We start from the raw sequence: 14,120 nt of genomic DNA on the forward strand, positions 1-14,120 counted from the left end.
AGCGGTTGCAAAAGTAGCAATCCCAACCAACTTTCCAAACCCCTATCCCATCTTTTTTTTAACCCATTACCTAACATACTGAATACAAAAACTTTATATACAAAACTTTTTTTGAATCGGATTTCAACACAAGAGAAAAGTCAGTGAAATGCGAAGCAAACATTTTTTAAAAAAGTTATGAAGTTCTTGAAAAAAGGAAGTTTCACAAGCATTTTATCCGGCTTTCCACAAATGAAAGCGCATGATTTTTCTTAAAGAAAAATGTAAAACCTTAAAAAAACATCCCTTCTTTCCTAAATCTCTTCCTTACTACACCTCTTCTATACTGTAGATGATAAAACCAAAACCGTATATATTCCATAATGCCTGTATCAAATGATCCTTTACATCGACCGGATTAAAGACCGTACAGACCAAACAAAACTTGTTCTCATATTATAATACCTTTCCTAACCGGATAATACAGGCTTTCATACTTATCCCTATGTTATATAGCAAGACCTCACTCCTCTTACTATTTAAAGTATAATACAAAGCTTCCTGGCCACCTTAGACTCACCCTATACACCGTCATACCTTATAAGCAAGTGTAGGAAGCCTTCAGACGAACCACCAAGCCCCTAGCTATTCATTCTATATAATGCACAGGCAAAGCATTTCCCGCCTTCAGGTTTGCGCCAAGACTTAGTTCAAGAAAAAAGGCTTTGTACTGCAAAAGCAGTACAAAGCCTTTCATACTATAATACGTAAGAGAAGGATTAACCGGAACAGGCAACGCAACCGTCCGGATCATCCAATGAGCATTGCATATCGCTCATATTTTGCTCTTGAACCTCTTCCTTCACAGGGTTATTGAGCTTTTGGGTATCAACCGTAAACTTAATTGCATCAGCCGCAGCCTTTGTTCTCAAGTAGTACATACCTGTCTTCAAGCCTTTTCTCCAAGCATAGAAGTGCATGGAAGTCAATTTACCGAAGTTGGCATCTTTCATAAAGATATTCAAACTCTGGCTTTGACATATATATGCTCCCCGATCAGCAGCCATTTCAATAATTGCCTTTTGGCTAATTTCCCAGGCTGTCTTATACAGGTCTTTCAAATTCTGTGGAATATCCATGCCTTGAACAGAACCATTCGCCGCAATCAACTCATTCTTCATGTCATCCGACCACAAACCTAATTCCACCAGTTCTCTCAACAAATGCTTGTTCACAACAATAAACTCCCCTGACAATACCCTACGCGTATAGATATTGGAAGTATAAGGCTCAAAGCACTCTGTGTTTCCCAGAATCTGAGATGTAGAAGCCGTAGGCATAGGGGCTAACAACAGAGAGTTGCGCACTCCGTGCTTCTTCACTTCTGCTTTTAAAGAATGCCAATCCCAACGTCCGGAGCTGGGCTCTACCCCCCACATATCAAACTGGAAGATACCTTTGGAAACCGGAGATCCTTTAAACGTCTCATAAGCACCTTCCACTGTTGCCAAGTCTTTGGAAGCTGTCATAGATGCGAAGTACATCGTTTCAAAGATCTCGCTGTTAAGCGCCTTGGCTTCTTCCGAATCAAATGGCATACGCAACAACATAAAAGCATCAGCCAACCCTTGCACTCCCAATCCGATCGGACGGTGACGGAGGTTAGAGTTTCTGGCTTCTTGCACCGGATAGTAATTGCGGTCAATGATTTTATTCAGGTTTTTGGTAACCACATACGTTACCTCATAAAGTTTTTGATGATCGAATTTGCCATCAATAACAAATTTAGGAAGAGAGAGTGAAGCCAGGTTACACACGGCCACTTCATCCGGTGAAGTATACTCAATGATCTCCGTACATAAGTTACTGGATCTGATTGTTCCTAAATTCTTCTGATTGGATTTCTTATTGGCGGCATCCTTATACAACATATAAGGTGTACCGGTTTCGGTTTGTGCCTCGAGAACAGCAAACCAAAGCTCTTGCGCTTTCACTACTTTGCGCGCCCGGCCTTCCCGCTCATATTTTTCATAGAGTTTTTCGAACTCCTCTCCATAAGTGTCTGCTAAGCCCGGAGCTTCATTCGGACAGAAAAGTGACCATTCTTCGTTCGCTTCAACACGCTTCATAAACAAGTCCGGAGTCCACAGAGCGTAGAACAAGTCTCTGGCTCGCATTTCTTCCTTTCCATGGTTTTTTCTTAAATCCAAAAACTCAAACACATCTGCATGCCATGGCTCCAGGTAGATGGCAAAAGCCCCTTTACGTTTACCCCCTCCTTGATCTACATAGCGGGCCGTATCGTTAAAGACTCTCAACATCGGGATAATTCCGTTGGAAGTACCGTTGGTTCCTTTGATATAAGAACCGGTAGCCCGTACATTGTGAATGCTCAGACCAATTCCTCCGGCCGATTGAGAAATCAACGCACATTGCTTCAACGAATCGTAAATTCCGGAAATACTGTCCTCTTTCATTGACAACAGGAAGCAAGAAGACATCTGAGGCTTGGGAGTACCCGAGTTAAACAAAGTAGGTGTTGCATGGGTAAACCACTTTTCGGAAAGCAAATTATAAGTTTCCAACACCGCATCTATATCGTGCATGTGGATACCAATCGCGACCCGCATAAACATATGTTGTGGCCTTTCCACAATTTTGCCATCGATACGTAACAAGTACGAACGCTCCAAGGTTTTGAAACCGAAGTAATCGAAATCATAGTCGCGTTCATAATCTACAGCTTCATCCAACCTTGCGGCATTTTTCCGGATTACCTCATACGCTTCTTTGGAAATCATCGGAGAATGCTCATCGGTAATAGGGTCGATAAAGCCATACAGTCTTTTCATCGTATTTGAAAAAGACTTACTGGTCACCTTATGTAAATTAGAGATGGCGATTCGCGCAGCGAGAATGGCATAGTCCGGGTGCCGGGTGGTCAGTGAGGCAGCTGTTTCAGCGGCCAAGTGATCCAACTCTACGGTAGTAACTCCATCGTATAAACCTTCGATCACTTTTTTGGCAATATCAACCGGATCGATATACTTACGATTGAGCCCTTTACACAAGTTTTCAATCCGGGCTGTAATTTTATCGAATTTTACGCTTTCTCTGCGCCCATCGCGTTTGACTACTAGCATATTTTTTTAGACCTTTTTTAGATAACTGACAATATAATAGTGAGCACTCACCGGTAAAAAGTAAGCGTTGGTTAATAGCTATACACTTAGTTAAAATGTTAATTAGAATAGTACAATAGGCGAGTGGCCCTGTATGAACATGTTTTTTAAAACTAAAGAAAATCAATCAAAAATCTAAGCCTTTGGAAAAGTTTCCGGGCTCCTGACTAAGAAATCTATTTGAAGGAATTTATATGGGGCAAGCGCCCTTATTTTTCCTGGGAAATTGGCTGCAAAGATGGGACAATTCTGGAAAAAAAGAAGAAGATTTTTTGTTAAAAAATACTAGCGGGAAGATAAAAGGAATGAAAGCCCACTTAGCGGGCTTTTTAGGGTATTTTTATTTTTTTGATTTTGGAAAATTTCTTCGCGGCCAAAGATACCCGCCTCCTCTTTGCTGATCTTTTCACCCAAATGTTGCTGCCGGCATCAAAGGTTTGCCCTTGCTTCTGATTGTACGATACGCCATCCGGTAAACCGTAGCAAAAAGAACCAACAAGCATTCCTACGCCTCCGATTGCTTTGTAGCCGGGTCTTGCTCGATCGCTCCCCGGATTTTCGACATAATCTCATCCACCGATTCATCCCCGCTAAAAACCATCGGTGCTTTGAATTTTACACTAAGAATTGTTCCTCTTTTCTTAAAAAACAGCCCTTTCTTGTCAAAAGCCCTACGAAAACCATCAATTACCACAGGGACTACCAAAGGTTGAAATTCTTTAATCAAATGGGCCGTTCCTTTACGCACCGGAGCAAAGGGACTAGTCGTACCTTGTGGGAAATTGACCACCCAACCGTGCTCCAAGGCTTTTTTGATTTTTCTAGGAGCGGAGGTGTCTGCCCCACGTTGAACGTTTTCCCCTCTGGAACGCCATGAGCGCCTTACGGTAACCGCTCCGGCATAGGAGAAAATTTTAGGTAACAAACCACTCTCTTTCATGGTTTCTTCCGCAGCTACATAATAGGTATTCACCCGGGGGATTAACATGTATACGGGCAAATTAATAGAGTTGCGGAAGCGCCATTTCACACTACAGAAAATATGGTATAACGCAATAACGTCCGCGTAATATGTCTGATGATTGGAAATAAACATCACATTGCTCCGCGGCAAGTCCTTGAGATATTCCGTCCCTTCTATTTTAAGTTTATTGACAATATTCAGCCGGCCATAAGTAACCGTGGCCAAAAAGCTGATCAACAAGCGCTTCAAAATAAGGATGTTCCCAAAGGGATCCTTTTTGATTAATTGTAGCTTGTTATCCTTTTTTTTCTTTTCTGCTTCTTTTATTGATTTCTCCATTCTTCTACTTGGTTTACCGAACGGATTCCAGCTATATATTTGGTTGTCATGGCTGGAGACAGTAAAATATTTGCCTACCTTATCTTTTTTGCCAAAGACAGGAAACAACACTCAATATTCTGCATTATTTGGCAAATAAAAAAGCATTTGTTTCTAATCTCGAAACAAATGCCCGGGCAGAATAATTTGATTTCAGTTCGAAGCCTGATCACACGGCATCATAGCATTATACCATCCGGAGAACTCGAATTTACGCAAAAAAAGCCTTCCGGGATATGTATTTCTAACTACTCTCATGATCTGTACCACAAATTATCAGTGCTACGAACGCTTAACGTCTAAAAGTCTTCGTCCAACGTAAACTTGGGCTTTTCTTTTTCCTTATTCATCACCCCAGCCTTTTGATAATCAGACACTCGCTTTTCAAAGAAATTGGTTTTTCCTTGCAAGGAGATCATTTCCATAAAGTCAAAAGGATTGGTAGAATTATAAATCTTAGCGCATCCTAAAGAGACCAACAGACGGTCCGCCACAAATTCAATGTATTGGCACATCAGGTCTGAATTCATTCCGATCAATTTTACCGGCAAGGCATCCACGACAAACTCTTTTTCAATCGCTACGGCATCTTTGATGATTTTCACGATGGTTTCTTCCGGCAGCTTGTTCACAACATGTTGTGTATAAAGCAGGCAGGCAAAATCACAGTGCAAACCTTCGTCTCTGGAGATCAACTCGTTTGAAAAGCTCAAACCGGGCATCAAACCTCTCTTTTTCAACCAGAAAATCGAACAGAAACTTCCGGAGAAGAAAATCCCTTCCACTGCAGCAAATGCCACCAAACGCTCGGCAAAAGACCCTTCATCGATCCAACGCAAAGCCCAGTCGGCTTTTTTCTTCACACAATCCATCGTTTCGATGGCATGAAACAAATAGTCTTTTTCCTTTGAGTCTTTTATATAGGTATCGATCAACAGCGAATAGGTCTCTGAGTGGATATTCTCAATCGCAATCTGGAAACCATAAAAGAACTTCGCTTCGGTATACTGCACTTCCGATACAAAGTTTTCGGCCAGGTTTTCGTTCACGATTCCATCACTGGCAGCAAAAAAGGCCAGTACGTGTGAGACGAAATGCCGCTCGCCATCTGTCAACTTTTCCCAGTCTTTCAAGTCAGCCGACAGGTCAATTTCTTCCGCAGTCCAAAAGCTGGCTTCTGCTTTTTTATAGAAATCCCAAATATCATGATGCTCAATTGGGAAGAGGACAAAACGATCCTTATTCTCCTTTAATATCGGTTCTTCCATTGTGTTTGCTCCCATTATGATAGCTTTACAAAGTGAATATATAGATGATAAGGCTAATGCTTACAGTCTAATAATAAAAATGAATGATGATTTGATTGTTTTTTTACCTTGTCTTAGGCCAAACAAATATCACAAAATAAAAAGAGAATAGAAAGTGATGAAAATCAACTCTGCCTCTTACAGGTTGATTATGAAATATTTATACTTTAAAAAAATCTTCCGTGTAGCAACTCCCTCCCAAAGCATAAATTCAACCACAAGAGCATCTTTAATAGCCCTCAGTAAGTTGTTTTACAAAACATCTTTCGGGTTTCTTCCGGCCAACCTCAAAAAAGAGCAGGTATATTTTTTTGATTTCCTTTCTTCTTCCATAACTTAGTCGGTTCATTCGCAACAACCGGCAAAAAACTGCCTATTTTCCTTTCTGAATTTTTACTTGTGAAAAAAATATGGAAATTTCTCGTAAGTTGTTGTGAATATTCCTTTTAAATAATATTTTTGCAGCCATTTCTAAAATAGAATAAGACAATGTACGCAATAGTAGAAATCGCAGGTCAACAATTCAAAGTAGAGAAGGATAAATACATTTATACCCACCGTCTTGACAAAGATGCAGGGGATAATGTTGAGTTTGACAAAGTTTTGTTGGTAGAAAATGCCGGGGATGTACAAGTAGGTAGTCCTCTCGTGGCAGGTGCTAGTGTGAAAGCAAAGGTACTTGAGCATGTGAAAGGCGACAAGGTAATTGTATTCAAGAAGAAAAGAAGAAAAGGATACAAGAAGTCCAACGGTCACAGACAACAATTTACTAAGGTTTTAATCGAAGGAATTTCATAAACTACTAAAAATTATGGCACATAAGAAAGGAGCTGGTAGTTCGAGAAACGGTCGTGAATCGGAAAGTAAACGATTAGGTGTAAAGATCTATGGTGGCCAAGAGGCCGTAGCCGGCAACATCATCGTAAGACAAAGAGGTACACAACATCACGCAGGAAACAATGTAGGGATCGGTAAAGATCACACTTTGTTTGCCTTGATCGATGGCACTGTTGAATTCAGAAAAGGATATAAGAAGAGATCTTATGTTCATGTGGTTCCTACTGCAGAATAATAAGACTTAGGAAGTATACTATTTTTGATACATAAAACCCAAGTGTTCCAAGGAATGCTTGGGTTTATTGTTTTCTATGATTTTGTATGGGAAAGACAGTGTTAAAAACCTCTTGGCCTGGACTGTATAAGGGCACATTTATACACTCTTCCAAACACAATTAAAGAAGGCCCTATCGCAAAATGAAGAGGCCGTATACAATACCCCTGTGAGGTGTTGCTTTCCTTACTTCTTCCGATTTGTGTAATACTTACATCTGTACCTATCTTTGCCCTATGCCAACCGCTCAAAACATAAAAGTAGCTGTAGATGCCGTAGTCTTTGGGTACACCTCCAAAGAAGGTTTGTCTGTATTACTGATCAAACGGAAGATCGAACCGTTCAAAGGTTCCTGGGCCTTACCGGGCGGACTGGTAAAAAACGAGGAATCGTTGGAAACAGCGGTAGAAAGAGAGTTGCAAGAGGAAACCGGCGTTTCGATCAACTACCTGGAACAATTGTATAGCTTTGGTCAACCGGCCCGTGACCCGCGCAACCGGGTGATTTCCATTACCTACTATGGCTTGGTGCGCCCTGATGCTTTTGAAGTACATGCCAGTACCGATGCCAGCGATGTGGCTTGGTTTAATGTAAAAAAACTTCCGGGGCTGGCCTTTGATCACCAACAAATTCTGAACGTAGCCATCCAGCGGCTGAAAGGAAAGATCGTTTACGAACCTATTGGTTTTGAATTGTTGGATGAAAAGTTTCCTTTTTCCGAACTGGAGAAACTCTATTCTACGGTATTAGACCGCCCGGTTGACCGTAGAAATTTCAAAAAGAAAATCCTCAAATTCGGTTTTTTGGAAGAAACTTCCGAAAAGCAGATTCTTTCCGGTGCAGGCCGCCCCGGTAACCTGTTTAAATTCAATGAAGAAAAATACTTTCAATTAAAGAAAGAGGGGATTAATTTTGAAATTTAAAGACATTCATATCCCTGCTGCCTCACTTCTCTCCACCCTTATCTAATTTGACGATACAAAAACACCTATCACAAACACCCTTGCCATTTATAGTTTCCATCGTGAGCTAGATGCTTTACTCCCAAAAGAGCAAACTTATCCTTCCCTTCTGACAACTGTATTTTTTTCAAAAAAAATATTTTAATCAAACAACTGATTTTCAAATAATTAAAATTTACTCGAAAATATTTACGTAATTTTTACACAAATTATTTTGCGTAATTAAAACACATATTTATATTTGTGTCATTGAAACGCAAATAAATTTTACCGATATGAAAACAGGAGTGATCATCGCCAGATTTCAAACCCCTTATTTACACGAAGGACATAAGGACTTGATCAAGCAAGTACAGGAAAAACACAACAAATTGATCATCGTATTGGGTGTAAGTCCGGTGGCAGGAAGCTGTAAGAACCCCTATGATTTTCATACCCGGGAAAAAATGATCAAAAAGGAGTGCAATGAAGTAATTGTATTGCCTCTGAGTGACCATCCCAATGATAAAACCTGGTCGGAAAATCTGGACAAGCTTTTAAGTAGTGCTTTTCCTTCCGAGCAATTTGCCTTGTACGGTAGCCGAGATAGCTTTATCCCCTATTACAATGGAAGATTTACTACCGTAGAATTGCCCGAACACGGAGAGTATAATGCTACGGAACTCCGAAAAAAATACGCAGACAAAGTATTTGACTCCAATGATTTCCGGGCGGGTATACTCTATGCCTATCACAATCAATATAAAAAAGTATATGCCACAGTGGATGTGGCGGTTTTCCGGAATCACAAAACGGAAATCTTATTAGGCAAAAAAGCCATCAATCATCAATGGAGATTGATCGGGGGATTTTCAGACCCGGAAGACGATAGCTTTGAGATAGCCGCCAAGCGCGAACTTATGGAAGAAGCCGGGATGCTCGAAACCGGCCCAATGCACTACGAAACTTCTGTCAAAATTGACGACTGGCGCTACCGGAGCGAATCCGATAAAATCATTACCACGCTTTTCAGTTGTGACTTTCAATATGGGACTCCTAAAGCGCAAGACGATATTATGGACTTGGCCTGGTTTCCGGTGAAAGGCATTTCTCAAATGATCGAACAAGGTGCCATCAGCGAAGAGCATATCCCGATGATGGAATTTCTAGAAAGAAAATACCAACAACCAGAACTCTTGGAGGCATAGGAATTAGGTTCTTCACTCGCCTCCAATCCCAAGTATCTACCTCACTTATACTTCTTAACCTCAAAACCTCAACCACAATGAAACGCGAAAATTTAGTCCTTTTAGCCGATGCCTATAAATATTCTCACCATAAATTATACTACCCTGGTACTTCTCAGGTATACAGTTATTTGGAAAGTCGCGGAGGAAAATTTGACAGTACCGTTTTTTATGGCTTACAATATTTTTTGAAAGAATACCTGGAAGGTATAGCTTTTACTCAAGAAGACCTGGATGAGGCCGAGGACTTGATGATACAGGTTTTCGGTAGAGATGATGTGTTTGATAAACGTAAATTCCAATATATACTCGACCGGCATAAGGGCAAATTGCCTGTGCGTATCAAAGCCGTACCCGAAGGAGCAACCGTGCCAGTCAGTAACGTACTGATGACCATCGAAAACACCGATCCCGAATGCTTCTGGCTGACCAACTTCCTGGAAACTTTGTTGATGCAGGTTTGGTACCCCAGCACGGTAGCAACCGTCAGCCGGGAAGTGAAAAGAGTGGTGACCCGTTATTTTGAAGAGACGGCTACCGAAGGAGCGGAAGCAGGAATCGAGTTTGTATTGAACGACTTTGGTTTCAGGGGCGTCAGTAGTGTGGAAAGTGCCGGCCTCGGAGGAAGCGCCCATTTGGTCAACTTTGCCGGAAGCGATAACATCGCAGCCTCCGTGTTTGCCAAGCGATACTACAAAGCTCAAAAAATGCAGGGAATGAGCATTCCGGCCACGGAACACAGTATCTGCACGCTCTTAGGCAAAGAGGGAGAACTGGATATTTTCAAACATGTATTAGAAACATTCCCTACGGGCATTGTCGCTTGTGTTTCCGACAGTTACAATATTTTCAATGCCTGCGAAAACTACTGGGGTGAAGAACTCAAAACGGAAATCCTCGACCGCGAAGGTACTTTGGTGATCCGTCCTGACAGTGGAGACCCCGTGATGACCTTGTTGAAAATCTTTGAAATCCTGTTTGACAAATTCGGCTATACCGTCAACGAGAAAGGCTACAAAGTACTGCCTCCGCAAGTGCGGGTAATCCAGGGCGATGGGGTGAATTACGATGCCATCCTAGAAATGTACGAAGCCTTAAAACAACATCAAATCAGTGCGGAAAACCTGGTGTTGGGTATGGGAGGTGCTTTGTTGCAAAAGCTGGATCGCGACACGCAAAAGTTTGCTCTAAAATGTAGCTACGCCAAAGTGAATGGAAAAGAAGTGACCGTACAAAAAAGCCCTACCGAAATGGACGCTCAGGGAAATATCACCGGAAGTTTCAAAAAGTCTAAAGGCGGACGATTGAAACTGGTAAAAATAGAAGGGGAATACCACACTGTTAACGAAGGCGACTATCCCGAACTGGAAGACCAGATGGTCACCGTCTTTGAAAATGGAAAACTCATCAAAGAGTGGTCTTTCGAAGAAGTCCGCGAGCAGGCAACAGTGCCTTATTGCAGCAAAGTTCTGGTTTAGGGAATCGCCAGTTTAATTAATCATAACAACCTCGCAAGGGTGCAATACATCACGCCTTTGCGAAGCTAAATCACAGAAAAAATGTTTGGTTTAAAATACATTCAATTCGATGCGATGACCTATGTCATCCGATATAAAAACGGAGAAGTCGCAAAAGAAGGACGGGGTTTGTCCTTCTTCTATTTCGCTCCCAATACCTCCATTGCTGCTATTCCGATGGGAAGCAATGATGTCAATTTTATTTACACGGAAACCACCGCCGACTTTCAGGAAATATCCGTACAAGGTCAGATTACTTATAAAATCGAAAACCCGAAACAACTGGCCGAAGTCCTGGACTTTACGGTAGATGGGAAAGGTGTATACAAAACGGATGATTACGAAAAACTCAACGAACGGATCATCAACGAAGCCCAAACGGCTACAGCTGCTTTTATTCGCAAATTGCAACTGATGGAGGCTGTAACAAGTTTTGATGCTTTGGGAAAAGTCATTTCCGAATACCTGCAAAACTCTTCCACCATCGGCTCCCTTGGAATTACCCCTTTGAGTGTGAACGTACTGGCAGTAAAAGCCACCCCGGAAATGAGCCGGGCCATGGAGACCAAAGCGCGGGAGGAACTGCAAAAGAAAGCGGACGAGGCGATCTACGAACGTAGAAACTTTGCTGTAGAACAGGAACGTATGATCCAGCAAAGTGAGTTGAATACGGAAATTGCCGTGGAAGAAAAGAAAAAGGAAATTGCGCAAAAGCAGATGGAGCGGCAAGTGGCTGAAGCGGAAAACCAGCGAAAAATCCGGGAAATGCGGATCGAAGCGGACATTTCGGTAGAGAACAAACGGCAGGGACTAATTGACATGCAGGTAAGCAATGAGAAGAAAAATGCCGATGCCAAAGGCTATTCCATCGAGACCATGCTCAAGCCATACCGCGACCTTGACTGGAAAATGCTGATGGCCCTGAACGGCTCCGGTGACCCGGGTTCCAACATTGCCATGGCTTTTCGGGAGCTGGCCGAAAATGCCGGCAAAATCGAAAACCTGCACATCAGCCCGGATTTGTTGAATACCTTGGTGAAAAAACGAGGTTGATGACTTGTAGTAAACCTTCCAGGTTTTGAAAACCTGGAAGGTTTAGGCCTTTTTAACTCATAAATGATTCGCTATGGACTTTGACCGCATCATCTTAGTAAAAAGTAAAACCCGCCTGGAACAATTGGTCGAACGCTTCAATTCCAAGGCCCAGGCCAAATTTTACATTGAGCACAACGGAGGGGATTTTGCTGCCTATGAAGCTGAACACAACACTTTTTACGAAAGCCTACTCACCGTACAAAAGTCCCTTACCCAAACCCTGAAAACTACCGTGTTGGACAAAACCTATTTGCCTTCTTTTCTCTTTGCCCCGGCCGACCTGGTAGTGGTCATCGGGCAAGACGGACTGGTGGCCAATACGGCAAAATATGCGGGAAGCAACCCGGTACTGGCGATCAACCCTGATCCTCAACGCAACAACGGGGTATTGCTCCCTTTCACCATAGAAACCTTTCAAACAGGTATTCAAAAAGCCTTGAAAGCCCAGGCCTCGTTCAAACAAATTACCTTAGCCGAGGCACAACTGAATGACGGTCAGAAATTACTGGCCTTTAACGACTTTTACATTGGCAAATCCAACCATACTTCGGCCCGGTATAAATTGAGCTTTCGAGGGCAAACAGAAGTGCAGTCGTCCAGTGGATTGATTGTTTCCACCGGGGCAGGTGCTACCGGCTGGTTGAGTTCGGTATTTAACGAATTGAACGGTTTGTTTTCTTTTCTGGGCTTGGATCAATCCCCTTGCTCCTATGCCATGAACTGGGACGAGGACCGTTTGTGCTTTATCGTACGCGAACCGTTCAAAAGTCCCTATACCGGGGCAAACCTCGTGGCCGGCTCGGTAACTACTGAAAGTCAGTTGGTCATCGAATCCCAAATGCCGGACGATGGGGTCATTTTCAGCGATGGTATTCTGGAAGATTTTATCGCGTTTAACTCCGGCAAAACCGTCACCATCAGTACTGCCAAAGAGAAAGTGAAATTGTACCAAAATTAAAGGAAGGATTGAAGGATTGAAGATCGAGGGATTGAAGGAGATTCAGTAATTTTACGGATCATTAATTAATTCTTTTACAAACTATTCATTACTATAAATAATAATATGATCCGGGAAATAACAGGCGACCTGATCTTACAAGCTCAGGACTTTGATGTAATAGTACATGGAGCCAATTGTTTTTGCACAATGGGTAGCGGCATAGCCCGGCAAATCCGGCAAACCTTTCCGGAAGCCTTTGAAGTGGACCAACAAACTACCAAGGGTGACCGTGATAAACTAGGCACACTCACTTTCACCCAAAATACGCATCCTATTGTCGTAAACGCATATACCCAATACCGTTATGGCCGTGATAAAATGCACTGTGACTACGAGGCGGTGAAAAGTTGCATGCAGGCACTAAAACAGCAGTTTTCAGGAAAGAAAATAGGTATGCCTCTGATCGGAGCCGGGCTGGCCGGAGGGGACTGGGAAATCATCTTCAGCATCATCCAAGAAGAACTGGCGGACGAAGACGTGACCATCGTCAAGTGGGAAGGGAAATAATTCCTTTCACCACTTTTCTTCTTTTTTTCCACCCAATTGAAAGGTTCTGGAAATATTAAAGCCAAAGTGGATATCTCCTCCAAAGAAATCGTTGCGGGTTTCACCGATAAAGCCTTTGGGAATCATGGCCGTGGCATTGGTAAACTGCAACTGAAACACATGCCCTCCGGTTTCGATATCCACCCCTATCGCCAAGGCATCGTAGGTATCTTCATTGCGGGTTTGCAATTGCCAATAGTATTCGGCACTGATGGCTACCCGTTTGGCTACTTTATACCTCCCTCCCATTCCCAAAGCAAAGACATCGTTGTGCCGGTCTTCTGAACGAATCAGATTGTAATGCACCCAGGTAGGCATTATCTGAAGCGAAAAATTGCTGGAAAACTTCCGGGCTATCAACAGTTGATGGGTGTTTGCCAGCTTGTTGGAAAAGGTTAAATCCACATCCGGTTCTCTCAAGGTACGTACGGCCACCGAACTGAACCAGGTAACGGACAAAGGCACCGGATTTGGTCCGGTACTTTGCCATAAAAGCCGGTATTTGACGAAGGCATCGTAAGTTTTTTCGAAAGAACTTCTTCCTACTCCGATAAAAAGCCGGTCGGTAATGCCATATTCCAAACCAAACCGGACCATAGCATCGTCCAAACCGAAGAGTTGATAACTTCCGCTGTTCAGTGTTCCAAAACGATGAGAAATCAAAAAATCAAGGTTCTTTTTCTTCCGGGTTTCCACCGAATGCCCATTAATCAAACGAATGCCTTTAAAGGTGGCTGTGACTAAGGTGGGCGTAGCTTCCTGCTTTTCTTCCAGTTCCGACAGCAAATCATCTTGCCCCCAAAGTGGCACACTCAACAAGACCGCTCCCACGAGACATATGAGTTGTTTCATG

12 protein-coding genes are annotated in these 14,120 nt (G+C 42.6%); 8 read left to right on the forward strand and 4 right to left on the reverse strand.

Features of this window, described 5'->3' with window-relative positions; genetic code table 11:
- Window positions 1-758 precede the first annotated feature (758 nt).
- The 3 genes from AAG747_RS23585 to AAG747_RS23595 all read right to left on the reverse strand — a co-directional run bounded on the left by AAG747_RS23585 (window position 759) and on the right by AAG747_RS23595 (window position 5,771).
- On the reverse strand, window positions 759-3,122 hold the full coding sequence (locus AAG747_RS23585) for a ribonucleoside-diphosphate reductase subunit alpha (RefSeq protein WP_346823707.1): 2,364 nt from the start codon (window positions 3,120-3,122) through the stop codon (window positions 759-761).
- Window positions 3,123-3,666: 544 nt separating this feature from the next.
- Window positions 3,667-4,464, reverse strand: a complete 798-nt coding sequence (locus AAG747_RS23590; protein WP_346823708.1) for a lysophospholipid acyltransferase family protein — start codon at window positions 4,462-4,464, stop codon at window positions 3,667-3,669.
- A 338-nt stretch (window positions 4,465-4,802) separates the two neighbouring features.
- The gene (locus AAG747_RS23595) at window positions 4,803-5,771 is read right to left on the reverse strand and encodes a ribonucleoside-diphosphate reductase small subunit (RefSeq protein ID WP_346823709.1); all 969 of its coding nucleotides are present in this window, start codon (window positions 5,769-5,771) and stop codon (window positions 4,803-4,805) included.
- Window positions 5,772-6,299: 528 nt separating this feature from the next.
- Between AAG747_RS23595 and rplU the strand changes: the two genes are divergently transcribed.
- From rplU to AAG747_RS23635, 8 genes are all read left to right on the forward strand, one after another.
- On the forward strand, window positions 6,300-6,608 hold the full coding sequence (gene rplU / locus AAG747_RS23600; protein ID WP_346823710.1) for a 50S ribosomal protein L21: 309 nt from the start codon (window positions 6,300-6,302) through the stop codon (window positions 6,606-6,608).
- Window positions 6,609-6,621: 13 nt separating this feature from the next.
- Window positions 6,622-6,882: a 50S ribosomal protein L27 gene (gene rpmA, locus AAG747_RS23605; RefSeq protein ID WP_346823711.1), complete on the forward strand. Its 261-nt coding sequence runs from the start codon at window positions 6,622-6,624 to the stop codon at window positions 6,880-6,882.
- Window positions 6,883-7,157: 275 nt separating this feature from the next.
- Window positions 7,158-7,844, forward strand: a complete 687-nt coding sequence (locus tag AAG747_RS23610; RefSeq protein ID WP_346823712.1) for an NUDIX hydrolase — start codon at window positions 7,158-7,160, stop codon at window positions 7,842-7,844.
- 314 nt (window positions 7,845-8,158) lie between these two features.
- Window positions 8,159-9,070 carry an NUDIX domain-containing protein gene (locus AAG747_RS23615; protein ID WP_346823713.1) on the forward strand — a complete coding sequence of 304 codons (912 nt, stop codon included), beginning with the start codon at window positions 8,159-8,161 and terminating at the stop codon, window positions 9,068-9,070.
- A gap of 77 nt (window positions 9,071-9,147) precedes the next feature.
- Window positions 9,148-10,587, forward strand: a complete 1,440-nt coding sequence (locus tag AAG747_RS23620; RefSeq protein ID WP_346823714.1) for a nicotinate phosphoribosyltransferase — start codon at window positions 9,148-9,150, stop codon at window positions 10,585-10,587.
- 81 nt (window positions 10,588-10,668) lie between these two features.
- Complete coding sequence (locus AAG747_RS23625; protein ID WP_346823715.1) at window positions 10,669-11,679, forward strand: SPFH domain-containing protein; 1,011 nt, start codon at window positions 10,669-10,671, stop codon at window positions 11,677-11,679.
- A gap of 73 nt (window positions 11,680-11,752) precedes the next feature.
- A complete protein-coding gene (locus tag AAG747_RS23630) occupies window positions 11,753-12,679 on the forward strand; it encodes a diacylglycerol kinase catalytic domain-containing protein (RefSeq protein ID WP_346823716.1) in 927 nt (308 codons plus the stop codon).
- A gap of 105 nt (window positions 12,680-12,784) precedes the next feature.
- Window positions 12,785-13,228 carry a macro domain-containing protein gene (locus tag AAG747_RS23635; protein WP_346823717.1) on the forward strand — a complete coding sequence of 148 codons (444 nt, stop codon included), beginning with the start codon at window positions 12,785-12,787 and terminating at the stop codon, window positions 13,226-13,228.
- A 6-nt stretch (window positions 13,229-13,234) separates the two neighbouring features.
- Here AAG747_RS23635 and AAG747_RS23640 read toward each other — a convergent pair whose 3' ends face one another.
- Complete coding sequence (locus AAG747_RS23640; protein WP_346823718.1) at window positions 13,235-14,119, reverse strand: DUF5777 family beta-barrel protein; 885 nt, start codon at window positions 14,117-14,119, stop codon at window positions 13,235-13,237.
- Window position 14,120 lies beyond the last annotated feature (1 nt).

This window comes from Rapidithrix thailandica (genome assembly GCF_039710355.1).
Taxonomy (GTDB): Bacteria; Bacteroidota; Bacteroidia; order Cytophagales; family Flammeovirgaceae; genus Rapidithrix; species Rapidithrix thailandica.

Bases quoted from the DNA above. Each gene is read 5' to 3' on its own strand.
- AAG747_RS23585 (WP_346823707.1), bottom strand. From the start codon at position 3,122: ATGCTAGTAGTCAAACGCGATGGGCGCAGAGAAAGCGTAAAATTCGAT.
- AAG747_RS23590 (WP_346823708.1), bottom strand. From the start codon at position 4,464: ATGGAGAAATCAATAAAAGAAGCAGAAAAGAAAAAAAAGGATAACAAG.
- AAG747_RS23595 (WP_346823709.1), bottom strand. From the start codon at position 5,771: ATGGAAGAACCGATATTAAAGGAGAATAAGGATCGTTTTGTCCTCTTC.
- rplU (WP_346823710.1), top strand. From the start codon at position 6,300: ATGTACGCAATAGTAGAAATCGCAGGTCAACAATTCAAAGTAGAGAAG.
- rpmA (WP_346823711.1), top strand. From the start codon at position 6,622: ATGGCACATAAGAAAGGAGCTGGTAGTTCGAGAAACGGTCGTGAATCG.
- AAG747_RS23610 (WP_346823712.1), top strand. From the start codon at position 7,158: ATGCCAACCGCTCAAAACATAAAAGTAGCTGTAGATGCCGTAGTCTTT.
- AAG747_RS23615 (WP_346823713.1), top strand. From the start codon at position 8,159: ATGAAAACAGGAGTGATCATCGCCAGATTTCAAACCCCTTATTTACAC.
- AAG747_RS23620 (WP_346823714.1), top strand. From the start codon at position 9,148: ATGAAACGCGAAAATTTAGTCCTTTTAGCCGATGCCTATAAATATTCT.
- AAG747_RS23625 (WP_346823715.1), top strand. From the start codon at position 10,669: ATGTTTGGTTTAAAATACATTCAATTCGATGCGATGACCTATGTCATC.
- AAG747_RS23630 (WP_346823716.1), top strand. From the start codon at position 11,753: ATGGACTTTGACCGCATCATCTTAGTAAAAAGTAAAACCCGCCTGGAA.
- AAG747_RS23635 (WP_346823717.1), top strand. From the start codon at position 12,785: ATGATCCGGGAAATAACAGGCGACCTGATCTTACAAGCTCAGGACTTT.
- AAG747_RS23640 (WP_346823718.1), bottom strand. From the start codon at position 14,119: ATGAAACAACTCATATGTCTCGTGGGAGCGGTCTTGTTGAGTGTGCCA.